At 54.6% G+C, this 25357-nt stretch carries 23 protein-coding genes and 2 tRNA genes; 18 read left to right on the forward strand and 7 right to left on the reverse strand.

The window, feature by feature from the left end:
• The first annotated feature begins 63 nt into the window (after positions 1-63).
• The gene (locus VFO10_RS01440) at positions 64-2433 is read left to right on the forward strand and encodes a transglycosylase SLT domain-containing protein (protein ID WP_325136883.1); all 2370 of its coding nucleotides are present in this window, start codon (positions 64-66) and stop codon (positions 2431-2433) included.
• Positions 2434-2448: 15 nt separating this feature from the next.
• On the opposite strand, the gene VFO10_RS01445 is transcribed toward VFO10_RS01440, so the two are convergent.
• From VFO10_RS01445 to VFO10_RS01460, 4 genes are all read right to left on the reverse strand, one after another.
• Positions 2449-3654: a glycoside hydrolase family 5 protein gene (locus tag VFO10_RS01445; RefSeq protein WP_325136884.1), complete on the reverse strand. Its 1206-nt coding sequence runs from the start codon at positions 3652-3654 to the stop codon at positions 2449-2451.
• 96 nt (positions 3655-3750) lie between these two features.
• On the reverse strand, positions 3751-4386 hold the full coding sequence (gene maiA, locus VFO10_RS01450; protein ID WP_325136885.1) for a maleylacetoacetate isomerase: 636 nt from the start codon (positions 4384-4386) through the stop codon (positions 3751-3753).
• Positions 4387-4395: 9 nt separating this feature from the next.
• Positions 4396-5958 carry a patatin-like phospholipase family protein gene (locus VFO10_RS01455; RefSeq protein WP_325136886.1) on the reverse strand — a complete coding sequence of 521 codons (1563 nt, stop codon included), beginning with the start codon at positions 5956-5958 and terminating at the stop codon, positions 4396-4398.
• A 2-nt stretch (positions 5959-5960) separates the two neighbouring features.
• Complete coding sequence (locus VFO10_RS01460) at positions 5961-7775, reverse strand: protein-disulfide reductase DsbD family protein (RefSeq protein ID WP_325136887.1); 1815 nt, start codon at positions 7773-7775, stop codon at positions 5961-5963.
• 205 nt (positions 7776-7980) lie between these two features.
• Between VFO10_RS01460 and rplX the strand changes: the two genes are divergently transcribed.
• From rplX to VFO10_RS01525, 13 genes are all read left to right on the forward strand, one after another.
• Positions 7981-8325: a 50S ribosomal protein L24 gene (gene rplX, locus VFO10_RS01465; RefSeq protein WP_325136888.1), complete on the forward strand. Its 345-nt coding sequence runs from the start codon at positions 7981-7983 to the stop codon at positions 8323-8325.
• A gap of 366 nt (positions 8326-8691) precedes the next feature.
• Positions 8692-9285 carry a c-type cytochrome gene (locus VFO10_RS01470; protein ID WP_325136889.1) on the forward strand — a complete coding sequence of 198 codons (594 nt, stop codon included), beginning with the start codon at positions 8692-8694 and terminating at the stop codon, positions 9283-9285.
• 142 nt (positions 9286-9427) lie between these two features.
• Positions 9428-10117: a cytochrome c oxidase subunit II gene (locus VFO10_RS01475; protein ID WP_325136890.1), complete on the forward strand. Its 690-nt coding sequence runs from the start codon at positions 9428-9430 to the stop codon at positions 10115-10117.
• Between the two features lie 75 nt (positions 10118-10192).
• The gene (locus VFO10_RS01480) at positions 10193-11842 is read left to right on the forward strand and encodes a cytochrome c oxidase subunit I (RefSeq protein ID WP_325136891.1); all 1650 of its coding nucleotides are present in this window, start codon (positions 10193-10195) and stop codon (positions 11840-11842) included.
• Between the two features lie 24 nt (positions 11843-11866).
• The gene (locus VFO10_RS01485; protein ID WP_325136892.1) at positions 11867-12439 is read left to right on the forward strand and encodes a cytochrome c oxidase subunit 3; all 573 of its coding nucleotides are present in this window, start codon (positions 11867-11869) and stop codon (positions 12437-12439) included.
• Positions 12440-12456: 17 nt separating this feature from the next.
• The gene (locus VFO10_RS01490; RefSeq protein ID WP_325136893.1) at positions 12457-12822 is read left to right on the forward strand and encodes a cytochrome C oxidase subunit IV family protein; all 366 of its coding nucleotides are present in this window, start codon (positions 12457-12459) and stop codon (positions 12820-12822) included.
• Between the two features lie 67 nt (positions 12823-12889).
• Positions 12890-13468, forward strand: a complete 579-nt coding sequence (locus tag VFO10_RS01495) for a cytochrome c oxidase subunit 3 (RefSeq protein ID WP_325136894.1) — start codon at positions 12890-12892, stop codon at positions 13466-13468.
• A complete protein-coding gene (locus VFO10_RS01500) occupies positions 13449-13682 on the forward strand; it encodes a hypothetical protein (protein ID WP_325136895.1) in 234 nt (77 codons plus the stop codon). Before VFO10_RS01495 ends, VFO10_RS01500 begins: the two co-directional genes overlap by 20 nt.
• On the forward strand, positions 13657-14301 hold the full coding sequence (locus VFO10_RS01505; protein ID WP_325136896.1) for a TlpA disulfide reductase family protein: 645 nt from the start codon (positions 13657-13659) through the stop codon (positions 14299-14301). Before VFO10_RS01500 ends, VFO10_RS01505 begins: the two co-directional genes overlap by 26 nt.
• Positions 14302-14314: 13 nt before the next feature.
• Entirely contained in the window at positions 14315-15202 is an 888-nt protein-coding gene (locus tag VFO10_RS01510; RefSeq protein ID WP_325136897.1) for a M48 family metalloprotease, read from the forward strand.
• 11 nt (positions 15203-15213) lie between these two features.
• Complete coding sequence (locus VFO10_RS01515) at positions 15214-15867, forward strand: hypothetical protein (protein ID WP_325136898.1); 654 nt, start codon at positions 15214-15216, stop codon at positions 15865-15867.
• Between the two features lie 65 nt (positions 15868-15932).
• A tRNA-Asp gene (locus tag VFO10_RS01520) sits at positions 15933-16009 on the forward strand.
• A gap of 163 nt (positions 16010-16172) precedes the next feature.
• Positions 16173-16249, forward strand: a tRNA-Asp gene (locus VFO10_RS01525).
• Positions 16250-16403: 154 nt separating this feature from the next.
• On the opposite strand, the gene VFO10_RS01530 is transcribed toward VFO10_RS01525, so the two are convergent.
• Positions 16404-19103, reverse strand: coding sequence for an ATP-binding protein (locus tag VFO10_RS01530; protein WP_325136899.1), 2700 nt, complete (start codon positions 19101-19103; stop codon positions 16404-16406).
• A gap of 307 nt (positions 19104-19410) precedes the next feature.
• On the opposite strand from VFO10_RS01530, the gene VFO10_RS01535 reads away from it, so the two are divergent.
• Positions 19411-21042, forward strand: coding sequence for an ATPase domain-containing protein (locus tag VFO10_RS01535; RefSeq protein ID WP_325136900.1), 1632 nt, complete (start codon positions 19411-19413; stop codon positions 21040-21042).
• Positions 21043-22746 carry a HAMP domain-containing sensor histidine kinase gene (locus VFO10_RS01540; RefSeq protein WP_325136901.1) on the forward strand — a complete coding sequence of 568 codons (1704 nt, stop codon included), beginning with the start codon at positions 21043-21045 and terminating at the stop codon, positions 22744-22746.
• Here VFO10_RS01540 and VFO10_RS01545 read toward each other — a convergent pair.
• Positions 22736-22993: a helix-turn-helix transcriptional regulator gene (locus VFO10_RS01545; RefSeq protein ID WP_325136902.1), complete on the reverse strand. Its 258-nt coding sequence runs from the start codon at positions 22991-22993 to the stop codon at positions 22736-22738. The two genes, VFO10_RS01540 and VFO10_RS01545, sit on opposite strands and share 11 nt — an antisense overlap.
• 204 nt (positions 22994-23197) lie before the next feature.
• Between VFO10_RS01545 and VFO10_RS01550 the strand changes: the two genes are divergently transcribed.
• Complete coding sequence (locus VFO10_RS01550; RefSeq protein WP_325136903.1) at positions 23198-23701, forward strand: DUF2721 domain-containing protein; 504 nt, start codon at positions 23198-23200, stop codon at positions 23699-23701.
• A 122-nt stretch (positions 23702-23823) separates the two neighbouring features.
• Positions 23824-24447, forward strand: coding sequence for a YkgJ family cysteine cluster protein (locus VFO10_RS01555; RefSeq protein WP_325136904.1), 624 nt, complete (start codon positions 23824-23826; stop codon positions 24445-24447).
• A gap of 156 nt (positions 24448-24603) precedes the next feature.
• Here VFO10_RS01555 and VFO10_RS01560 read toward each other — a convergent pair whose 3' ends face one another.
• Positions 24604-25248, reverse strand: coding sequence for an SdpI family protein (locus VFO10_RS01560; RefSeq protein WP_325136905.1), 645 nt, complete (start codon positions 25246-25248; stop codon positions 24604-24606).
• Positions 25249-25357: the final 109 nt, after the last annotated feature.

The raw sequence follows: 25357 nt of genomic DNA on the forward strand, positions 1-25357 counted from the left end.
CCCTTGCTATGGTAGACTTGTTTTCAGAGTTCATCCCAGAAGCCATTCACGTGGTTAGAAGATATGCTGCGAGCCTTATGGTGTCTTGTGTTCGTCGGCCTTTTCCAGTTTTTAACCTATTCTGTAAGCGCTGAAGCCCCGACTCCTCCGGAGACGCATGTGCTGCGCGAGCATAAGATGGGTTATGCGCAGGCCGATCCGTCCCTGGAAGTCTGGCTTCAGAAAATTCATGATGGCCGCTCACCGCTCGCGGCCACCAGCGACAAGGAATTTGAAGCTGCGCTGCAAAGCTGGGATCCAGCCAGCGCATGGCTCTTCCGTCTGCGGCGCACCGAGGCCACTTCGGATAAGACCGTGGCCAAAGGGGCTTTGGCTCAGGCCCTCGACACTGGCAGCCAGCTTGCCAATGAATCCATGTACCCTTACGTATTGCAGGCTTTGGTGGATCATCCCGCCCTTGATGCGAAGGAGAAGGCGCAGGCACGCAGCCTTCTTCTGGAGCGTGGCGGCATCAGTTGCCCACGGAAAAAAACCATACTTCAGGATCTGAGGGCCCAGGATAAAGGCAGCCTGAAAACCGATGTGGCGCGCAAGTATCTCAGCACGATCCAGGAATTTGGAGCGCTGGGTTTTATGGAGGAAAGTCTGCGGGCCCTTCTTTATGGAATGAGTCCGACTGCGCAGAAGGAGATGCGGGCCGAGCTCGCATCGGCGCTGCAGCCTTTCCCGCGCCTTGTGAGTGACAATCCCGGTCTTTTTGAAGAAAGCGCCGGCGACAGCAGCAAACGCGCCCAGGCGCTCGGTCCGATTTATCAGGCGGAAAAACAGGCCGGTGACGGCAACTGCACAGGAGCCCGGGACAACCTTGTGCGGGGCGTGAAGGATGATGCGGGCAAGCAGCACCTCATCACAGTGGAAGCGGTTGCCGGAAAAATCGACGGCTGCTTCAAATCCAAGGGTGATAAGGTTCGCATCGCATACTGGCAGGAACTCCAGGCGCCGCTCAAGGAAGCCTATGGTTTTCCTGGGGAAGCGCTGGTGGAAAGACGCCTGGGTTTGATTTACTGGGGACGTGACGAATTTGAAGATGCGCGCAAGATCTTCAGCCAGATGCTGCTCGATTCGGAAAAGGAATATCCCGCGATTCATGCCGATACTCTTTATACTTATGCGCGGGTCGTCGAGAACGAAGGCAAGTTCGACGAGGCCATCGAGAAGTATCGCTTCTTCATCGAACTCTATCCGAAACATGAGCAGGCCAACCAGGCTCTCTCGTCCATGATCGTGCTGGCAACACTGCAAAAGCGCAGTGATGATGCTCTCCGCTTTGCTCTGCAGATGATTGAGCTTGAGGCCGTCAAGCCAGTGGATGAACGCGATGGTGCAGCCTTGCCGATGGCGCTTTACTGGGCGGGCAAGATCTATCTGGAAAAGGGTGACAACAGTCGGGCTGAATTTTTCTGGGCCCGTCTTGCTCAGGAATTTTATTCGACCTTCTACGGCGCGCTGGGTCACTACTCCCTTGAGCGCTTGACTCATAAGCGCTTCATGCTGCCACCGGTCCATGCGCCGAATTTCAATAAAGGCGAGATGTTCAAGGAATTCCCACTGGCGGAACGTAAGGTTCTGGAGCGCGCAGAGAGACTTTTGCTGGCGGGCATGAAGGATGATGCGGCCTGCGAGATCAAGGAGATTCGTACGACCGCGAATGACACGCATCGGCAGCTGGCCAAGGCTCTTTTTCAGTATGCCGCCGGTGATTGGCTGGCCGCGGTGCGCATCTATCAGAATCTGCCGAAGTCCTATCGCCTGACTTTGCCGCGCGGTATGGAGCGGGTTCTCTTCCCGCGCGCTTACAGTACCCTTGTGACCCATTATGCGAACAAACTGAAAGTGGATCCTGCCTATGTAAACGCGATCATTCGGCAGGAAAGCGTGTTCAATCCACGAGCCCAGTCCATAGTGGGGGCACGCGGCCTGATGCAGCTGATGCCGGGAACGGCGCGGATGGAAGCCCGGGCCATGCGCGGTGATTATGTCGAGGCGGAAAAGCTCTCGCGGGTGAATCGGGTTCTGAATGATGAATCCATCCTGAGCGAGCCCGAAGTGAATATCACGCTGGGCGTGCAGCATGTGCAGCGGCTCTTTCAGAAATATCGGAGCCCGGTCTTCGTGCTGACAAGCTACAACGCGAACCCGCGGGCGACGGAGCGTTGGCTGGAGTCGATCGACAGCAGCGATATGATCGTCTTCATCGAACGCATTCCTTATCGGGAAACGCGATCTTATGTAAAGCTCGTGATGCGGAATTATTTTTATTATAAGCGCTGGTATGAAGGGGCCGATGCTCCCATGCCGCTCTTTGATGGGCTTTTGCCGCAGGCTCTGGCGGGAGTTGAGAAGTCCCAGTACCAGGCCAGCAGCGTGCCGTGATCTTCCGGCTTCGGCTTACTGCAAGGCAGCCGGAGCCAATCCATATCGAAACTGCCAGCCTTGATTGCCTGTTTTTTCCACCAGACCGAACCAACCGCGATCGTCCCAAAGTGTGGGTGAGAAACCATGATCGCGGATGGTTTTTCCCATGATCCGATAGTACTGCCGCACAAGGTCGGTATTCCGCTCGTCCTGAGTCGTCTTGCGGCCCACTCCAAATTCCCCGTAGTTCAATCCAAGCCCAAGCTTTTCAGCGTGTTTGGCTGTGGTTTGGATGCGCTCCATGATATTGGCGGCTCCCGGGTATTTGGCATTGGATCCGTCCTGACCACAAAAATCCCAGGGATCATAAGTATGAACTGAGAGTGCGAGGTAAGGATCGCGCCCGCCGGCGGGCAGGGTTTCTGCGTTGGGATAGACTTCATCCAGCAGGGATTGATTGCCCTGGGCGTTCGGCATGATCAGGATGATGCGTTCTTTATTTCCAGGAGCCGAGGCGCGAATCGCTTCGTAACCCACGGCATTGATGTGACGTGTCAGCGCAATGGCTTCAGCCTGAAAGGGACTGACCGTTCCCGAAAAATCACCGAAACGTCCCTCGGGCTCATTCAGAACTTCGAAGATGAGTTCATGCGGATAGTTCGCAAAATATCGACCGATGTTCTGCCACAGCTTTCCAAAGAGGACATCCGAGCTTCCTGCCTGATAATCCTTCTTGAGCCAGTGCTCATGATGGGCATTCAGCACCACGTGCATGGATCGGCCGAGGGCATAATCTATCGTAAAAACAAGATCCAAAAAGCGGGGGTGCTTCGTGTTGATGACCGCGCTGGCATTGGCCAGGTGATCGCCGTCGAAGCCATCCATCCAGGTCGTGGGGATGCGGACATGACGAAATCCAGCGGCGTAATAAAGGTCAATGATGGCCTTGATATCATCGCGTGACGCGGGCTGGCCCGCACGATCAAAAAGATTTCCCAGATTAAATCCACTGCCCATCACGGCTATTGTGTCACGACCACTGGCGGGTTGAGGTGGCTTTTCCTGGGGCGGCGCGGGTGCTGGCCGAGGTGTGGGTTCATCCGCAGGACGCAGCGGAGTTTCGGCTGGTTCTGTTGCCGTTGGCAAAAGCAGCGGCGAACGCCGCGACTTATCCTGAGGTGCACAGGCCAAGCTCAGATGCAGGATCAGGAGCAGCGGGACAAAGCGGGTCAAGTTCATAAGGTCCTCCCAGGCCATGGAGCCGAAGAGATTATCCTCTATTCCCTGGGGTCCCGCTACGCCTGGAGTGCGTTGGTGCCTGGCAGCGACAGCACTTCAGGGCTGGGCTCCGGGCTGACGATGCGGAGCCGCTTTCTCGCATTCATCGGTTTTAATGCAGTGGGAATAGATGGCTTCTATACGCGGAAAACGCCGCATTTCCACGCCGACGCGCAGAGCATTATAGACCTGGGGGACCAGCGCGATATCCGCCAGCGTAAGCTGGGAGCCGAAGGCAAAAGGTCCCGGATAAGCCGCGAGTTTCTTTTCCAGAGCCTGAAAACCTTCCTCGATAAAGTGCTTGTTCCAGGCTTCGCGCTGCTTTTGATCCTCGGAATAGAAGCGGCCGACCTTCAGATTCTGCACCGGCTGAATACCGGCCACCACCATCAGAGCCATTTCACGCACCAGAGCCCGATCCCAGGGATCTTTGGGCAGGATGGGTTCATAAGGATAGGTTTCCTCGAGCCATTCGATGATGGCCATGGACTCGCTGAGGCAGCGCTCGCCGACCTTGAGGGTGGGCACCTGTCCGCTGGGATTCACGGCAAGATAGGCTTCCGCTTTCTGTTCACCCTGCAAAAGATTCACAGGAATGGATTCATAAGGGACGCCTTTGAGTGCCAGAACCCAGCGCACACGCCAGGAGCAGGAAGAACGCCAGTAGTGATAGAGGGTCAGTGCCGTTTGCATAGAAAGCCCTTAGATGGAATCGCCGATATTCTCAATGATGTCTTTGTATGAATTCTCAAGTTTGCGCAAGGCATCTATGCTCTTGAGCTCAAATCCATAACGACTCGTCTTGGCAGAATAGATGCGATGCCTCTCCCGCAGCCTTCGCAGCGTGCTCTGGAACGCCACTTCAATCACCTCGATGCGAAGGCGCGCCCGAAGAGGCGAGCCGGCCATGAGTCGGGCGCATTCCTCATCGGGCTGGAAGACCAGAAAATCCACATCGGGATACTGTTCGGAGACCGCGCGAAGCGAGGTTTCAAAACGCGTGGAAACCAGGGCTTTCACCATCTGGACGACCCCATAGTAACCGCCCTTGATATCCGCCGTGCCCGCGATCGTGGCCCGATAGGGCTTCATCGGATCTATGACGAAAACAAGGCGGGTACCATCCTCGACCACCGATTCCAGATTGCAGCTCTTGGTCACCTGCCCATCTATATACCAACGGTCACCGATGGCCTTGGGCGTAAAAAGTGGCGGCAGGGAACAGGAGGCGCGGATCGCAGCGCTTATGGGCATGCGATCGTGCGGAAAGCGGCCGAGGGTCACATGATCGAAGGTGTCCTGATCCGTGGCGCCGATATAGAGCTTGGGTTTGACGCCATCGAATTGATCGCTGACACCATGATCCACAAAGAGTTCGTGCAGATAGGCTTCGAGCTTATCGCCTTTGAAAAAGCCGGTTGGAATGGATTCCATCGTGGCCTCCAGCCATTGGCTGAGCTTCACGCGGCGCATTTTCAAAGAGCTGCTGATCATCCGCTTCAGAATGTGCAGGCCGGCCAGATCGAAGATGGTGGAGAGCTTGAACGGCGGATAGCGGGACGTGAGATCCATGACGCCGCGCACCAGTTCCTCGACTTCGATCTGGTTGGCGACCATGGAGCCGACGATGCTGCCGCTGCTGATACCGGAAATCACGTCGCAGGTATAAATGCTGCGGCCTTCAAAGGCGTGTTTCAAAGCCAGGATGGCTCCGGCCTGGTAAAGGAGGCCCTCGATCGCGCCGCCGCTCAGGGCCAGCCCGACCTTGTTTTCCCGAATAATCCCGGCATAAAGGACGTCGCGCAACCAGCGGAGCATGAGCGCGGTCTTTTCCGGTTCCACGATCACATCGCGCACGTTCAGGCGACCCAGGATAAAGACCCGGTGATCGACGTCCGGCGTTTGCTTCAGGACGGTGACGATGCGTGAATTGGGGAAATGAAAGTCAGGACCCCAAAGCTGCGTGAGCGAACTCACGTCGCGGGCGATATGCTGCACGGCGGCCACGGCTTCCGTCGCATCGTCGCCGCGCTCATCATAAACCAGAAGATCGACGGGATGCTGCCGCAGAAAAGGGGTCACGCCGTCGATGTCGGTCATGATATGAATGCGCATCGTCATGCCTTTCAGCAGACGATGATTCAATTCGAAATTCTGGCTCAAGGCCCCGTCGTCGGGAAGCTTCCGGGCTCCAAGGCGTTCGAGCGCGGCCATGATAGCCGCCGAACGTGATGGAGCTGTAACGTAAAGCAGATACTGCCGCATGATCATTTTCCTTTGAAAGCCCGCAACTCTTCGAGCAGACGCTTCGCGCTGACCTTGCCTGTCAGCTTGCGGCTCTTGCTCAGATCGCCGTCAGGAGGAACCATGACCAAAGTCGGAAGCCCTGGCATTTCGTACTTTTCTGCAAGAGCCATATCAGCGTCTGAACTCTGGGTCATGTCAAGTTTAACGGTAACCCATTCGTCCTGCAGCAAGGAAATCACTTCGGGGTCCTGGAATGTCGTCTTATCCATTTCCTTGCACGCGATGCACCAGTCGGCCCAGCCATCGATGAGGATGGGGCGGCCGGTTTTCTGCGCCTCGGTGTACGCTGTGCTTTCGTCCTTCAGCCAATGAAGTTTCGTAGCGATATCGCTGCCCGACAGCCACTGAATCCCCGCAAAGAGCGAGCACCCGAGAATAATGGTCGGCGCGAGCTGAACACCCTTGCGCAGAATCAAAGACGCGTCGCGGACGATCAGAATCAGGATCGGCAGAGTGATGATGAGAAGACCTATGAAGAGTTTGAACCAGTATCCTTGCAAAGGTTTGATCCACTCCTGCAAAGGATTTTTCAGATAGTAAAGAGCGAGGGCGAACATGGCGGCCGAGAAGATGATTTTCACGGCGACCTGGATGCGGGGGCTGACTTTAAAGGCGCTGACCCGCTTGGCCGCCATTCCGAGGAAGACGTAAGGCAAAGCGAAGCCGACGCTATAGAGGAAAAAGAGCCCCAGCGACTGCGAGGTGCTATTCAGCGTCGTGGCGTACGCAAGCAAAGCGCCCATGATGGGACCTGTGCAGGGAGCGGCGACCAGTCCAGCGCCCGCGCCCATTCCAAAGGCATTCAGGAACGAGGATTTTCCAGCGCCCATTTGCGAGCCGAAGGCCTGCAGCTTGCTCAAATCACCGAAGCCGAGCATGGTGAGCCCGAGCAGACCGAAAACAAGGGCGAAGCCTACGTTCACCCAGGGATTGGCGAGCACGGAACCAAACACGCCGCCACCCAGAGTCGCAAGCAGTCCAAGGCCTGTATAGGTGACGACGATACCCAGAGCGTAAACGAGGGTGGACGCGAGGCGCGCATGACCCTGCTGCGCCAGGAGCCTTAAAGTAATGGGAATCATCGGGAAAACACAGGGGGTCAGGTTAGTGGCAATGCCGCCGAGGAAGACGACGAGCAGCACAACGCCCCAGGAAAGTTTGCCGCTTTTCAATTGCTCGGCATACTGCTCTTCCGTGGTGAGATCATCGCTGCTTGCGCCTTCGCTGATTTTAGCCGCGGAATCATCCGGATTCGAAAGATCCTGGAGCGTTCCGCTGGCGGTCGGTGTTGCCGTGGCTTCTTCGTTGTAGACTGGAATCTTGAGGTCTTCGGTATAGGGAAAAAGACAAATCTGATGGGTGCAGCCGAGAAACGTCACGCTGAGTGGCAGTGTTGTTTCGGTGTATTTCTGGGTACCGGTCAGCTCAATCTCGAAATCGCCTCCATCGTAGACTTCCACCTGGCCTTCACCCATCGGATCGTCCTGCAGGCGTGCGGTCGGAGCGGATTTAATGGCGACAATGAAATCGCCGGGCGCGCGCAATTCCAATCTACTTTTATAAATGGCGAAATTATCCTTGGTACGAAGACGCAGTCCGACCAGCAGGTGACCGTCGCGGTCCTGCACAGCCTGCACACCTTCCCAGATAATGACGTCATTTGGTCGTATGTCGAGCCTGGTCTTGGCGTTCGGATCGAGATCCTGAGCCTCAAGGCCTTGGACGGATAAAGTCAAAAAGGCGATCATACAAAGCAGCAGGCGGATACATTTCAAAACCAGACTCCTCATCTACAGGGTTCTCATTTCTTATAACCGACGGACTTGTCCGGGGGAAGCCGGACGGGCTCCAAGGCCAGCTCTGGTCAAAGTTCTCTTGACTTGACGGGGACTTTCCCGTACTAGAGAAGTTCGCTTAGGGCAAGATTCGCCAAAAAAGCTGTAAAAACCAGAATCATCAACGTTTAAATGGATACCCGACATGGCTCAGACTACAAAGACGAAATATCAGGAAAAGTTTCGTTTGAAGAAAGGCGACGAAGTCGTCATCCTCACCGGCAAATCCAAAGGCGGTGTTGGCAAGATCGATCGCGTTGACTTCAAGAAGAACGCAGTCTTTGTCGCCGGTCAAAACATTTTCAAAAAACATAGCCGTCCTGGTGCCGATGGCACTGAAGGTGGCATCATCGACAAAGCCATGCCTGTGCACATCAGCAACGTGGCCTTGGTCGATCCCAAGTCCAAGAAAAGAACAGGAATCGCCTACCAAGGCCAGAAGAGCGAAAAAGTCCGCGTAGCGAAAGCTTCGAAGACCGTTCTGAGCTGATTCCTTCACGACGCTTGAAAATTAAATCGTCTCAAAAAGCCGAAGCATGCTGTGTTTCGGCTTTTTGCTTTTTTTCCACGGATCTCGCCGAACTTAAATTCTACCGCAAGTTGCCTGATATTCCTTCGCGTTTTATTGCGCTGCTCGTTCGCGTGAAGTCCTACGGTCTTTTGGATTTCACGCGGTGTACAAAGGTAAAAAAAAACCAGCTTTCGGTTGCTTCCCTTTGCGGAGTTATGATGTAATAGGCCGGATTTTAAAATGCGTTATCGTCGCAATATGGACCTCAGTAGGTGCTAGATGAAGTTTTTCCGGGTGGGTTTTCTTTCTATTTCCCTTGCAGCCCTTTTCGCTCCTGGTCACGCTATGTCTCAGGATGAAGGTCGGGGCGAACGTGCCTATAAACTCTGTACCTATTGTCATGGGGAGCAGGGTGAAGGGCGTCAGGATTTGGCATCGCCCTCGATTGCAGGCTTGCCAGAGTGGTATCTGAAGGCTCAGCTCACGAAGTTCTCGGAAGGTGCGCGGGGTCTTCACCCGCAGGATCTGGGCGGAATGAAAATGCGTCCCATGGCGCGGACTCTTTTTGCCAATCAGAACGACATCGACGCCGTGTCTAAATACGTCGCCGGTCTGCCCCGTCCGCAGCTGCAGCCTACTGTCAAAGGCCGTCCTATCAAAGGCCAGGCTACGTTCCAGGTTTGTGTTTCCTGTCACGGCGAGAACGCCCAGGGCAACCAGGCACTCAACGCGCCTCCTTTGGCCGGTGCCAGCGACTGGTATCTCGTCACTCAGCTGAAGAATTTCAAAGCGGGTATTCGCGGCGGCGATCCAGTCAAGGATCCCACGGGCGCCAGCATGCGGCCTATGGCCACTGCGCTCAGTCCTAAGGCCATGGCTGATGTTGTTTCGTACATCAACCTGCTTCATCAAAAACAGCAGCAACAACCAAAACAATAAGACTTGAGGATGCCCGGTGAAATCGGATGACGCTGATCAGCTGAGTAAGAAGTTGTTTTACATCATCGTTGCGGGGGTCGTAGCTTACGGCGCCGCAGTGCTGTATTTTGTTTTGCGCTAAGACGTTGAGGGATAAGATATTATGCTGGATTTTATGTCTCTATTGCGTGAAAGCGCGTCGACCTTCGCTCGTGACATTGACCACCTGATCGCCTGGGTTGCGATCCTCGGCGGCTTCTGGTGGCTGATCGCCGAAGGCGTTTTGGTCTGGCTGATTGTTAAATTCCGCCATAAAGAAGGCGTTCGCGCCCAGTACATCACAGGCGAAAAGAAAGAGGAAATGAAGTGGATTCATTGGCCTCACAACTTGATTCTGCTCTGTGACGTCGCCATCATCATCATGGCTATCAATGTTTGGTACAACGTGAAGCAGAAGCTGCCTCCTGCCGATGACACGATCCGCGTGATCGGTCAGCAGTGGTCCTGGCGTTTCGTGCATTCCGGCAAGGATGGTATCCTCGGCACGCCTGATGACGTGGAAACGGTCGAAGACCTGCACGTTCAGGTCGGCAAGACCTACCATTTCAAACTGGAAACGACGGACGTTCTGCACAACTTCTCGGTCCCGGTCTTCCGTCTGAAACAGGACTCCATCCCCGGTCGCGTGATCACAGGCTGGTTCAAGCCCACGATGACGGGTACCTTCGACATCCAGTGCGCAGAGATGTGCGGGATTGGTCACGGTATCATGATGGGCCGCATCCATGTGCAGACGCCTGAAGAATACGACCAGTGGCTGTCGACCCAACAGAAAGTTGCCCAATCACACTGATGATTTGAATCTCGCTTAACGATTAGGTGAAACATGTCAAGCACGCACGCAGCACATCACGACGATCATCACCATATGAGCTTTTGGCAGAAATACGTCTTTTCTGTCGATCACAAGGTCATTGGGATGCAGTACCTCCTCACCGGTATCCTTATGGGTGTTATCGGTGCTTATATGTCCTATGTTTTCCGTATGCAGCTCGCTTTCCCTGGTAAAGAAGTCCCCTTCTTCGGCCTCGTGACCGCTGCTGAATACAACGCTCTGATCACCAACCACGGTTCGATCATGATTTTCTGGTTCGCGATGCCTGTCTTGATCGCGGCCTTCGGCAACTTCCTGATTCCGCTCATGATCGGTGCGGATGATATGGTGTTCCCCCGCATCAACCGCCTTTCGTACCAGATCTTCCTTCTGTCCGCAGTGATCCTGATCGTCAGCTTCTTCGTTCCAGGCGGCGGTTTCGGTGGAGCCTGGACCGCGTATCCGCCTCTGTCGGCCAAGGCCGAATATAACCTGACGCCATGGGGTTCGAGTCTCTGGCTTCTGGCGGTGGCTTTGGAATTCGTGGCCTTCCTCCTGGGTGGTATCAACTTCATTACGACTCTGATGAACTCGCGTGCCAAGGGCATGAAGTATCTGGATATCCCCATCGTTCTGTGGATGATCGTGATCGCCAGCATTCTCTTCATGGCTTCGGTTGGTCCGCTGATCGCCGGCGCTATCATGCTCCTCTTTGACCAGCTCATCGGCACGGGCTTCTTTGATCCCTCCCGCGGCGGCGACCCTGTCCTGTGGCAGCATTTGTTCTGGTTCTTCGGTCACCCCGAGGTTTACGTCGTTCTTCTTCCTGCCATGGGTATCGTGGCTGAAGTGATGACGACCTTCTCGCGCAAAAAACTCTTTGCCTATAAAACCGTCCTTTTCACCACGATCGCAACCGGTGTCTTGAGCTTCTTTGTTTGGGCTCACCATCAGTTCATCGCCGGTATCGACCCGCGCATGGCGAACATCTTCACGGTCACGACCGTTTTGATCTCGATCCCCATCGCGGAAATGCTCTTCGTTTACATCGCGACTCTTTACGGCGGGTCGATCCGCTTCACCACTGCCATGCTTTTCGCCCTGGCGTTCCTGGCCACCTTCCTCATCGGTGGTGTGACCGGTATCTTCCTGGGTGCCAGCGGCGCGGATATCTACTTCCATGATACCTACTTCGTGATCGCGCACTTCCACTACACCTTCGTGCCGATCGCTGTGATCGCGGTGTTTGCGGGTATCTATTACTGGTTCCCGAAAATGTTCGGTCGTTTCATGAACGAGACTTTGGGTAAAATTCACTTCTGGGGTACCTTCCTCCCGTTCAACACGATCTTCCTGCCTCTGTTCTTTACAGGCGCAGCAGGTGACCACCGCCGTATCTTCACCTATGCGAATTTCCCTCAGCTGGCGACACCAGGTCTGCAGGATCTCCGCATTATCGCGACCGTTTCGGTTGTGATCCTGATCTGCTTCCAATTCCTCTTTTTCTGGAACTTCTTCTACAGCATGTTCCGTGGTGCCAAAGCCGGCAAGAACCCATGGAATGCGAACACCTTGGAATGGGTTGCTCCGTCGCCGCCTCCACATGGTAACTTTGATGTGTTCCCTGAAGTGTATCGGGGTCCTTATGAGTTCAGTGTGCCAGGTCGCGCTCAAGATTTCTGGCCACAAAACGAGAAAGCCTAATCTGCAGAGGAAGAGAACGTGGGAATGCAAACTCCAGTAGCGACGGGTCGCAGTGTAACAGGTATACCAACAGGCCGCTTGGCGGTCTGGTGGGTCATTGGGTCGGAGATCGTGATCTTCGGCGGTCTTCTGATGTACTATATTATGCTGCGTAATAAGTACGATTATTGGGCTGAAAGTTCGGCGCATACTGCCACCATGGCTGGCGCGTTGAACACCTTCATCCTTTTGACTTCGTCATTGTTTATTGTTCTGGCTCACTACTATGCTGAGAAGAAGGATCACCTGAAATCCTTCAAGTACATTTGGATGACGATCGCCGGTGGTCTTGGCTTCCTCGTGGTAAAATCCATTGAGTGGACCAACGAAATCATGTCCGGTTATACGATCACTTCGGAACTGTTCTGGTCCTTCTATTATACAGCTGCCGGGATCCATGCCGTCCACGTTATCGCGGGTATGGTGATCATGGGAATTATCTCCTTCGATGTTCTGCAGAAGAAAAACATGCATCGCGTCGAACTTATCGGTATCTACTGGCACTTTGTGGATATCGTCTGGATCTTTCTGTTCCCCTTGCTCTATATCGCGAAATGATTGGTTGGGAGGCTTAAATGGCAGATCACGCGCATAACGAAGAACATCACGGTCCGGCTTTTTACGTTAAGATTTACTGGGTCCTTCTGGCCCTTCTTGTGGTCAGTATCATCGGTCCGGAGCTGGGCAATCGGCACTTGACCTTGATTACCGCGTTTGGTATCGCCATCGTCAAGGCTCTGATGGTGGCTGCGTACTTCATGCATCTGAAGATCGAAAAGAAGTACATCTGGTATATGCTCTATACCATGCTCCTCATGGTTTTCCTGTTCTTCCTTGGTACCGCGGCTGACACCATGAAGCCCGATGGAAACAACTGGAGAAACGAAGCCGCCCATCGGCTGATTGAGCAGCACAAGGGCAGCACGCCAGCGCCCCATTGATTTTTGAAATTTACAGCGTGCCCGGTCGTGCCATACGGCCGGGTTGCTTGTCCCTCAAGGAGTCCCTATGGCTCAGACTATGAGTCTATCCGCGGGATCAAGACCTGCTCGCAAGACTGCCATCCCCAGTAGCGTTTTTGGTATGCTGATTTTCGTTACGACGGAGATCATGTTCTTTTTCGCCTTGGTCAGCTCGCATACTGTGATCAAGTCCACAGCCGGCGTCTGGTCTCCGCCTGAATCCGTACGTCTGCCGATCCTGACCACGGGCTTTAATACTCTCGTGCTTCTGAGCAGCGGTGTGTTCCTGTTCCTGGCTGGTCGCAATTTCGGCAAAGAAAAGGCCCGTACTCTTTTTGCTTTGGCGATCGTCACCGGACTCTTCTTTGTCACGCTTCAGGGATATGAGTGGATCCAGCTGATTCGCTACGGTCTGACCATGACCTCGGGCGTCTTCGGCGCGACCTTCTTCCTCCTGGTGGGCAGCCACGGTCTGCACGCGGCCTCGGGTGTGTTGGCTATGATGATAGTTTACCGACTGATGAGTCGGGGAAGGATCAACAGTGATCATTTCAAAGCACTCCAGATTTTCTGGTTTTTCATCGTCCTTATCTGGCCTCTTTTCTATGGTCTCGTCTATTTCTGATCGGCTTCTCCTGCTGGCGTTTTGTGTTCTGACTCTGAAGGCCCCGGATGTCCTGGCCTGTGCAAGCTGCACAGGGGCAACGCCGGAACCTGTGCGGCAGGCTTACAATTACTCGACGGCCTGGCTGTCGTTTATTCCGCTGATCTTCATGGGATCGGTGATTTATTTCTTTATTCGAGCCGTCAAACGTGGAAACGCAGAAGAACAACAGTAAGTCCTGGCCCATTTCCGTCTTCGCCGTTGTGGTGCTGATCGGATCCTATTTTGCCATCCAGCGCTGGTTCAGTGATCTGGATGACAAGCTGGTCGAGTACGAGCGTTTTGAAATCGCTCCTGCCTTCGAGCTGCCCCTGCAGAAGCTGGTGAAGCCTGATTCGCTGGCCGGGAAAAAGAACGTGACGCTGGCTGACCTGAAGGGCCAAACGGTCCTTCTGCATTTCTGGGCCAGCTGGTGCGCGCCGTGTCGCGAAGAAAAACCGATCCTGGCGGAGCTTGTCAAGAAGCATCAGGACGGGTCGATGATCGTGATCGGTGTGTCGAGCTATGAAACCGAGGCCGCGCTGCGCGGTTCGGGAATGCTGGAGGATACGCCGTTCACCGTGCTTTTGGACGAGGAAGGCACGACGGCTGTCACGTATAAAGTCCGCGCCATTCCCCAAAGTGTCCTGATTGATGGGGAAGGACGTGTGCGCTACCGGGTCAAGGGTCAGCTGAATGAGCAGGAAATTGCCGCCCTGGATGATATGCTGAAGACCATGCGAACCGAAAAGAAAGCGTCGACGGCTGACCTGCACCCGCAAAGCAAGACCTCGACGGCAGCCGCCACCCTTTAGGAAGGACAGCCCTATGCTGCGTCAAATCCTGGGTTCGCTCCTGACCTTCGTTGGCATCATGGGGACCTTTGTCTTCTGGTACGAAGTCATTCCTTTGGCTCCCCACTTCGCTGAGTGGGATCGTAATCCCGAAAATGTTCTGATCATGCTGGCCATCTGGGCCCTGGTCGGTGGATTCAGCTGCCTTTTCATGTCGCGGCACATTGCCAACTGGGCCATGCGCGTGGACCTTCTGCCCCTGGATCAGGTCGATGCGGATGTCGCGCGCGCTGAGGCAGTTTTGAAAAAGACGGTGACGCGACTGAAGCTCGCGCGTGCGCCTCAGCTCGGGATTTACGAGCAGCCGGAAATCAATGCGTATATCGCAGGATTTAGCCTGAAAAATAGCACTTTGGTGCTCTCGCGCGGAGCGGTTCAGAACCTGAACGAGGACGAGCTGGAAATTCTGATGGGCCGCGAACTCCTGCACTTTAAAAGTGGCGACCTCATCGGCCTCGCTTTCATGGAAGGCATGATCTTCGCCTTCACCCTTTATGTGGCCCGCATGCTGGCCTTTCTGATGGGGACCAGCCTGAGACAGACGGAAGAGGAAGCGACCTCGTCTGATTTTGCGGAACTCTTTGTCACTGGCGGTCTGATTCTGATTCTGACTCTGCCGGGCGCGATCGTCTTCTGGTGGTTCAGCCGTGCGAGTGCTCTGCGGGCTGATCAAAGAGTGGCTGCTGTGTTCGGCAGCGCTCCATATCGCGCCTTGCTTGCTCGATTGCCCGGTGGCCAGCCCCCGCGGCGTGAAATATTTTCCGATGCCTTCAAGCTGCAGAGCCGCCGTTATCCGGCGTTTCTATCCTGGATGACGCTGCAGCCTGATGTTTCCCTTCGAACCAAACGTTTACCTGTCTAAGGATACGCTCGATGAATGCAACGATCAAAAAGACCTACAACGCCCGCGTGGTATTTTGGATTCTGGCCGCTCTGGTAGCACTGACTGCTGTTTACATGACCATCGTCATCAAGAAAGTTCCACGCAGCGTGGAAAGCTCGAAGATCGGGCCTTTCCCGGCGCTCGTGGAAAAGTTCGTGGCCTTTCATAAAAATCCGCCCGCACCGGGGCATGACGGCAAGACCTGGGACAAGGAAGAGGTGAACGCTGTGATGCAGCAGCTGACGCCGTATGAAGGCCTTGCCATGAAAAGAGCGGCTGTGAAGTATGAGCTGCTCAACGTCAGTCAGACGACTCTGGATGAACGCCCGCTGCTGATGATGCGTCTGAAACATCCTGAAGGCGCCCAGTTCAGCCTGGCCATGTTCCCGATTGCCAAGCGGCACTTTCCGAAGACGCGCAGCTTCGTGCATAAGGATGCCTGGTTCTTTCAGTATGGCAAGGACCTGGAAGGCTCGCCTATGGCGCTGCAAACGGAGATCCCTTCCCTCAAAGGACAGAACGAGAATTTGATCGCCACCAACTATGGTAACGATTACTACCTGCTTTTGATAGGGGAGTCATCGGCTAAAGAGCTTGCCAAATGGCTGTTTGAAAGTACGACCGTCTTCTCGCCCAAGAAATGAAATTTTTTTCAGGCTTTGGTGTTGACAAAAATATCTGAAACCAATAATTATGGAGTCCTCCTAGCGGGGGTGTAGTTAAGTTGGTTATAACGCCGGCCTGTCACGCCGGAGGCCGCGGGTTCAAGTCCCGTCGCTCCCGCCATTTTTGCAAGGTATCGCGTTAAGCGAGAAAAATAAAAGCCTCTCTCAGTAACCCTGAGAGAGGCTTTTTGACGTGTCATTGCAGAGTGCTGAAATTCTTCATTTTTTTGAAAAAAAAGTTGGACAAGCGGAACCAGTTTCTGTATCTTCACAACTCGTCGGATGGGGGTGTAGTTAAGTTGGTTATAACGCCGGCCTGTCACGCCGGAGGCCGCGGGTTCAAGTCCCGTCGCTCCCGCCACTTAAATTCGAAGATTAAAACCTCTCTGTGAAAACAGAGAGGTTTTTTCTTTTCGGCTGTGAAAACGGAAAGTTTTTTTCGAATTGTAGAGATTTTCCAAACCGCGGAGACTCCCGAACCGCGGAGGTCTTTCAAAACCCCCGCGCCCCACGTTTCAAGTCCCGCTCTCACACAGCTTTTCCATCACCTCAAGCAATTCCTTGATATCCACGGGCTTCGCCACATGAGCCTGAAACCCACTGCGAAAGGCCCGGGTTTTATCCTGCCCTCGGGTATAGGCGCTCAGGGCAATCGCCGGAATCGCGCCGCCTCCTGTGCGTCCACGGGCCCTAAGGGCCTCGGCGAATTGAAAACCATCCATCGTCGGCATGCCGATGTCGGAAACTATAAAGTCAAAGGTCTTGCCGATCAGAATCTGCAGCGCCGCCTCGCCACTTTCCGCCAGCTCCACAGTCAGCCCCAGCCGCGTGAAGACCAGAGCCAGAACCTTGCGTGACGCCGGCTCATCATCGACTATGAGAATGCGCTTGTTCTGCAGGACGGGCGGACACTCCAGGCGAAAAAAATCACTCGGTGTCTCCCGTAGTCCCTGCACGGCCATGTCCAAAGGCGCGATCGGAAGTTCGATCTCAAAACGCGCCCCCTGATTCTTGCCCGTGCTATGCGCCCGGATGCGACCACCGTGCAGTTCTATCAAGTGACGGCAGATGGCAAGGCCCAAGCCGAGTCCCAGATGCTTGCGGGCCATGCTGTTGTCGCCCTGACGGAAGCGATCGAAAATGAAAGGCAGAAGGTCGGGTTCGATACCCTGACCGCTGTCCTGGATGGATATGCGGACGTTGGAATCCTCCTGCGCGAATTCAAGGTCGATGCGCCCCTGCTTGGGCGTGAATTTCACAGCGTTGTTCAGAAGGTTCCAAAAAACCTGCTGCAGACGATCGGGATCAGCATAGACCATGACCGGCTGCTTAAGGTTATTGATCAGCTGAATACCCTTGGACTGAAGCGCGGGCTTCACCGAACTGATGGCATTCTGCAGCACGCGATTCACATCGATGACCTCGGCGTGGATCTGCATCTTGCCGCTGACGATGCGCGAGATATCGATCAGATCCTCGATCAGCTGCAGCTGATCATAGGCATTGCGCTCGATGGTTTGATAGGCATCTTCATATTCGCTTTCATGCAAAAGCCCGCCGCGTATCATCTGCATCCAGCCGATCATGGAATTCAAAGGCGTTCGCAGTTCATGCGAGACCATGGCCAGAAATTCATCCTTGGCCTGGTTCGCATACTGCAGCTCCCGGTTCAGGTTTTCAATCTCCTCAGCCTTACGCACGATGCTGGCAACCAGGAGATAAAGAAAACGCGTGGCCGCTTCCACCTGCCAATCAAGCCAGTGCTGCGATTGTCCGTTCACCGTCTCCTGCCACAGCGCAAAAGAACCGCGCGGGGTCAGACGATTGGTTTCTGGATCCTGAATCTTGCCGGGATTTCCAGCCCAGTTGACGATGCTGACCAACTCCGGTCGAAACCAGATGATGCAATCGTCGTGTCCGGAATGCAGATGAATGACAATGATGCCAGACGCGGTATGAGCAAAACGCGCGGCTTCCGGAAAATCCCTGGACAGTTTATGAGTCACGTAAACGTCTTTTTTATCCTGAGCCTGAAGCCAGGCCACCAGCTCGGTAATGTCGGTCTTGCTCGGCGTGACGCCCGCAGTCGCGATCTGATTCCGATATTTGATGGCTACGCCCTGAGCCTGCACCAGCTGCAAAAGATCCGCCGAGCGCTGCAAAAGGCCTTCGATCAAAGATGAGGCTGCGGCAGCGCTGGTGAGGATATCCGACATGAACTGGGCGGCGGCCGCGCGCGGCGAATTATGATCGCTACGTTCACGGGATGCGATCTGCCAGGATAGGATCTGCGCGAGCGATTCGCAGGCGAGTCGCACATCGTAGGACACATGCTTGGGGGCATAGTGATGGCAGGCGATCAGTCCCCAGAGCTTTCCCTCCTGCACCAGAGAAACCGACATGGACGCCTCAACGCCCATGTTGCGAAGATACTGCAGGTGAATGGGTGACACACTCCTTAGAACGGAATGGCTCAAATCAATGGGTTCGTGCAGCTTGGACTGAGAATGGGCGATCAAAGGAGCCGGGGTGTAATCGCGATCTGCAATCAGGCGCAGCCTATTGATGGTATAAAGGCGCCGGGCCTGCTCCGGTATATCGGAGGCCGGATAATGAAGGCCCAGGAAAGGCTCCAGGTGGGCTTCCCTGGCTTCCGCCACCACCTGGCCATTCCAATCGCTGTCAAAGCGATAAAGCATGACGCGATCGAATCCTGTCAGATGTTTGACCTCCTGCGCCGCGCGATGACACATCTCATCTACCCTATCCATCTCCCGCATGCCGGAGATGGTTTGCCGCAGGCGCAGATGGTAATTGTCGAAAATTCCGTTTGCGCTGCTTCCATGATCCTCAAGCTCGATGATGAGAAGACCCGAGCTGCGATGCAGAATGCCCTGCATCAGGCGGCTCTGGCCCGCGTTCTGATGCTTGACCTCCAAAGGTCCGCAGAGGCGCGGATCACTCACGCTGCCGAGGCAGTCGAAGATGTTCTTCAGGCTGGGCTCATCAAACAGTATCGAAATGTCTTTTTGCAGAATGGATTCGGCCGAGTATCCGAAGAAATCGAAAATATTGTTGCTGACAAGTTCAATGACCCGACTGCTTTCCTTGATTCCCACAAGCACGCCATGAGGCTGAATGGATCCAGGGATGTGAATGGGTTCCTGGTCACAGTTGGTGAGATCCACGGTGCGATCGGTCGGATCATTTTTCATCGTGTGATTCCAATATTATTCAAACGACATTCAACAGTAATGCGCAGTATCCATTTTTTCAATCCCTTGCTCTGCGTCAGAAATTAATTAAAACGCACGCACCTTTTCGCACCTTATTTCCCGGATTCTTTAACATGATGGAATCGCTGATTTATACCTGTGAACGCTGCAGACAATTGTCTGCATTTTTTTTCTGATCACCGAGATGCTGGGCCGTTCTTTTCTTGCAAAGAACCTTGCGAAGAACGAAAATTCCGGCTATTTTTCTTGCGCAACCCTTCAACGTGAAACGCACGAAGAGACGACTATGGCCTTGGACGGTCTTCAAACGAGAAAGCTTGTTCCGACAGGAATTTCAGGATTGGATGATATCCTGCTCGGCGGTGTGATGCTGGGCAACGTGATCATTCTCGAGGGCATGCCCGGGACCGGGAAAACGACGCTGGCGTTGGAATTTCTTTATCGAGGCGCGGCGGAGATGAATGAGCCGGGGCTTCTGCTCAGCTTCGAAACCTCGCCGGAAAAGCTGCGACGGGATGCGGCGGGCTTTGGTTGGGATCTGCTCGAACTGGAGCGCCAGGACAAATTGAAAATCCTGGAACCGGAACCGAAGGGCCTTTGGGATGATCTGCAGAATGGCGAAGGCCCTGTCTTTCAGGAGCTGAATCGACTGGGCGCGAAACGCTTGGTGATAGATAGTTTGACACCGCTGCGAATCATGGCGGAGCAGAACGGTCCTTATGCATTGCGCGCCATACTTCATAAACTGCTCGATCAGCTGATCAAGATTCCGGTGACCGCCATGATCACGACAGAAATCAGCAGCACCCGGCCTGTTGGAGAAACCGGGGCGCTGGCCGAACAGTACCTGGGTGATACTGTCATGACCCTGCGCAAACAGGCCAGGCGCCGCAGCGTGCATCGCTCGATTGAAATAGCCAAGTCGCGCGGCCAGGACTTTATCTCGGGATGGCACTCTCTTAAGATTCGCGAAGGGCACGGCATTTCCGTCTTTCCCCGCGTTTATGCCCGTCCTCGGGATAATGAGGAGCAGCCGACCTCCACGTATCGCGTTTCCTCGGGCAATGCGTCGCTCGACAGCATGCTCGGCGGTGGTCTTTTGAAAGGCTCCATCACTCTGGTCAGCGGTGTTTCGGGCACGGGAAAAACCATTTTGGGGATGCAGTTCCTCAGCGAAGGCGCCCGAGCGCAGGAGCGCTGCCTTCTGGTATCCTTGGATGAGCATCCCGAGCAAATCCTAAGAAACGCCGATGCTCTTGGACTCGACTTCCGTAGCCTCCACGAAGCGGAGCATATCCTTCTTCACTACGATTCGCCGTTGGAAGTGGAACTCGATGAACATTTCTATTGGGTCAAAGGCCTTGTGGAAAAACACAATGTCACGCGGGTGGTCATCGACTCCGTGGCGACCTATGAAAACGCCTTGCCCGATGAATCCCGTGAGTTTTCTGTGGCGCTGGCCAATTATCTGAAAGGCCGCATGGTGACCACGATCTTCAACTTTGAATGCCCCGAGCTGCTCGGGATTTCCCAGATCAATGATCGCATGAAGTCCTCGGCCATCGCCGATAGCATCGTGCTGCTGAACTACATTGAAATTTCCACCATGATCCGTCGGGCCATCACCATTCCCAAGTCGCGCGGCAGTCAACCCGATCATCGCACGCGGGAATATCGGATCGAGCAGGGCGGCATCACCATCCTCGATGATAAGTCCGTCGAGGGCGTGGAACGCGTGCCGCAGCTGCCCTTGTCCAGCTATTACGGTGTCCTGGCCCGGGCTCCGACGCGGCACAGTCCGATCATTGATGAGCATGTGGCAGCGGGCAAGCCTCTGCCGAAGTCCAAGCTGCCCAAATCCTCGCTCAAGGATAAAAAAGAGAGCACAGGCAAAGCCCGGAGCAGGAAAGGACGCTGAATGCAGCAAATCCCTGGTGATGGTGAACAGCCGTTCCTGGATCGTTCCGTATGGACGGAACCTCTTTTCAAATTTGCTCAGGTTTCAGGTCTGGTCATTAGCCTTTACGATCCCAAGGGAAGGCGCTTGTGCGGGCCCTGCTTCAATCAGAGTCTCGCCTCGCGTTTGGCGCGCGCGGGCATATGGGATGAAGGCGGCTGGGGCCTGGCTCATGAACGGCAGCTGGTCCAGGGCTGCGTTCGGCAGAAAGAGGCCGTTCAGGAATCCATTCTAGGGCTTTTCGGGCAACTCGCCCTGCCCTGTTCCCACCAGGGTGAGGTGGCCCTTGTTTTTGTGCTGGGCTGGGTGCCTCAGCACGGAGCGGATTCGGAGACGCTGAAACACCTTGCGAACGTGCTTGAAATTCCGTTGGAAGAAATCTGGCAGCAGATTCGCATGATGGCGCCGATTTCAGGGGATCGCCTGCGCATGCACGGTCATATGCTGGAAATATTCTCCGATAACCTTCTGCAGCAGCTGGCCCTGCATAAGGAAAAGCATCGCGAAATCACCGGCTGGAGAATCCTGAGCGACTCGGCCTTCGCGCTGGCCGGTGCCACGACCGAGCACGAAATTTGCCAGATCGCGCATGGGGCGCTGCGCTCGCTTCTGCAGAATGCGCATGCCGTGATCAAATTGATCCCTGCCCGAGGTCCACTCGGAGCCGCGATTCCCCATGAAAACGAGGATAAGAGTTTTGTGTCGATGATGCCGCGGATCGCCTCGGTGCGGCAGCACATCAGCATTCCCATCCTTGCAAGGCACGAGCAGTTTTTGGGCCAGATTCATATCACGCTCGAATACGGTGAAGACATCAACGATTATCTGGAAACCCTTACGATCCTGGCTGGCCAGCTGGGAGTGGCCCTGCATAAGGCGCGGCTTTTGAGTCTTTGGGACGAGCAGCGATGCGCTCTTGAGCATGGGCGTGCGGACAGCGTGCGGCAGTATAAGGTCAAAGACGATTTTCTCGCGGCCGTGTCGCATGAACTCAAGCTGCCCCTGACAGCGCTGACGGGTTGGGTGCTGAGGATGCAAGCCGATGATGTGGATCCTGCGCGGGCTCAGGATGCCCTGCACACGATCGAGCGCAGTGTCCGGCATCAGTCGCGCCTGATCGAGGATCTTTTGGATATCTCGCAGATGATTTCAGGATCCGTCCATCTGGTTCGCGAGGAACTGGACGCGAGGGAACTCGTGGAAAAAGTTCTGAGCAGCATCATGCCCACGATCGCATCCCGTCAGCAGACGCTTGAAACCATGATACCGGAAGCTCCTCTGCGCCTGCATGGAGATGGGGCGCGTCTTCATCAGGTATTCTGGAATCTTTTATCCAACGCCTCCAAGTTCACCGATGACGGAGGCTGCATCAGAGTCACGCTCGATCAAGCGGACTCGTATCTGCGCTTTAAAGTGAGCGATTCGGGCAAGGGGATCGCCGCCGAGGATATCGCCCAGCTCTTTTACTGTTTTCAACCGGGCCGCCTCTCGGGGGCACACGCCAACAGGGGGCTTGGCCTGGGGTTGGCCATGGTCAAACACCTTGTGGACATGCATGGGGGAACGGTTCTGGCGAAAAGCGAAGGCGAAGGATGTGGAGCCACCTTCACGGTACTCCTTCCTCAGGCTTCCCTTCCGTCACGGACGAGCACCCTCAACGCCTGAGAGGAAGCTGGCGCCGTCCCGGGCGTGTCATGGCTTTTTCGGTGTATCGAATGATATCAACCGCCGGAATGTCCAAGGCCTTCGAGATCTGAAACACAGTGCCGAGGCTCGGCTGCCTTTTGCCGCGTTCCAAAAGGGAAATGAAGGTACGATCCAAGCCACAATCCAGCGCCAGTTGCTTTTGGCTCAAGGAACGGGAGCGCCGAATTTTTTTTAATGCCGCCCCGAAGGCTGTCGCGATTTGCATGCTTAGGTCCTGAGGTCCGAACGAATTGGTTGAGGACACATCCTAGACCTGGAATCTGAAGAATACCAGTCCGCTTCTTGACAGCTGCGATGCTCATTGATTAAGAGAGCAATCTTACCGCGGATTAATAATGTCGAATTGACATGTGAAGTAAAGTCCGTCATTTTGTTAAGATGGAAAGACCCCCTCAAGGAGATTCCCAGCATGTTGGCAACGGACAGTTCTGAACTGGCCAAACTTATGTCCGCGTCCATCGCACCCGTGTTTTTAATCACAGGTATCGGCGGTATTCTTTCGACCATGGCTTTGCGTTACGGACGCGTGATCGATCGCATCCGGACTCTGCTCCGCGACGGGCCGAAACTCTATCGGAAGGAAATCGGAGTGGATCACCTGAATCGTGAGCTGCGTTCTCTTTATAAGCGCGCGCGGCTTCTCAGGACGTCCATCATCATGGGCGTGGTGTCGATCTTCAGTATTTCGATCACGATTTTCGTGCTGTTTTTCTCGCTGACCTATGGACTCGAAGCGCTTTATATCCCACAGTTCTTTTTCATCCTGGCCCTGATTCTGCTGATGATCGGACTCGCGCTTTTCATCCAGGATTTTGTGATGTCCCTGGCCTGCATCGAGCATGATATGGATGTGAGGTCCTCGATTGATATGCAGGAGACGAAGCAGGAAGCGATATTCAAGTCGCTTGACTGATCATCCTCATTAGCCCCCACGTCAACGCGGGGGCGCATCCCCCTCCTTGAAAGCCTTTAGCCACTCGCTGCCACCCATGGTAGCATCATTTTCTTATCCACTTTCCATCACGGTGCTATGTCATGTCGAATCAGAGATGGACGCAGATAGCGTCGGACATCATGGATCTTTATGCACAGCTCGACCGGGACGTCGCATCCTTTGTAAAAGGTTCAGGTATGCATTGCCCGCCCGGTTGCGGGGCGTGTTGCCTCAGTCCGCATGTGGAAACCACGGTAGCGGAAATGCTGCCGCTTGCCCTTTTTCTATTTGAAAGGGACGAAGTGGACCCGGTCATCGAAAGGCTGCAGGCGAGCGGGATGACCTGCGCGCAGTACGAAGCGCTGCCGGGTCAGCCGGAAAAAGGCCGCTGCCGGAGCTATGATCACCGTCCTGTTCTATGTCGGCTCTTTGGTTATATGGGCTCACGGGATAAAACGGGGCAGCCGCGTTATGGAGCCTGCCGCGTCCTGCATAAGCTGGAAGCGGAGCGCATTCAAAAGGTTGAAGCCCAATTGAAAAGCGGCTCGCTCGCCATTCCCTGCCTCACGCCGGCGCATGAAAGATTGGTGGAAATCGGCGGATCCTGGGCGTTGGAGATGATGCCGATCAATCGGGCGCTGATGCGGGCGATTGAAATCGTCGGATTGAGTCAGCAGCTCGACGATCACGAGACGGGTGCAGACCTGGAGCCTTTATGCAGCTGATAGGAATGGACGACCGAACCCGAGAGCCATAGATGTTGCCGTGATCCCCAGGCATCGGGATGCCCTTGAGCATTCCAGCTCAGGGGAATCTCACGCGGAAAGTCCGACCCACCACAAAGGGTGCGACCATCATGATCAGGGTGAAATAGCGGCGAATCATGCTGGTCTTTGCCTATAGGAATAGATGAGGGTCGCAAGGACTGCGGCCAGAAAAAGTCCGCCCGCCGTAAAGAAAATTCCGGCGGGGGCCAAAAGATTCACAAAGTAAGCCGTGCCGATCATTAGGCTGCCGGCCAGGGTGAAAATGGAACTTGCAAAGCGATGGGTGCGATCCCAGTTTTCATCGCTCGCCAGTGTCCATTTCGTTCGAATGCCAACCAGGTTATTGCGTTTGCAGGCCTTGAAGCTCCAGCTGAGAGTGATCATGAAAATGCCGAAGCCCCACACGATAAACACACTGGAGAGGCCTGTTTTCAAATCGGAGGCCACCTTGAGAATGGCTCCCTGGATGTAGACGAAAAGGATGCCGATGCCCGTCTGCACCCAAAGGACGGATTTGCGATTGGCATCGTCATGGGGACCTGGGAGTCTTAAGGTGATCATACTCAGAAGAAACGAAGTCCAGAGGAAGAGGCACGGCAAAAGCCAGATCATGCCCTTGCCTCCCCAGCTATCGACTTCGCCCTTGAAATTCCAATGAATGGGAATGCGATCAGCCAGGTGGGGCCAGGCGATTCCATTACCTAAAATCATTAGGAACAGTGGGACGACTATCACCAGCCAGTTGAGATGTTTGCGCATGGGGGACTCCTTCTCTTACCGAGACGCAGATTTGCAGAGAATGTTGCAAAAATAAAAAACCCGGTCGAAACCGGGTTTTTTGGCTTAGCTTGTGGCTATGACGGGCCTT

It is taken from the genome of Oligoflexus sp. (assembly GCF_035712445.1).
GTDB lineage: Bacteria > Bdellovibrionota_B > Oligoflexia > Oligoflexales > Oligoflexaceae > Oligoflexus.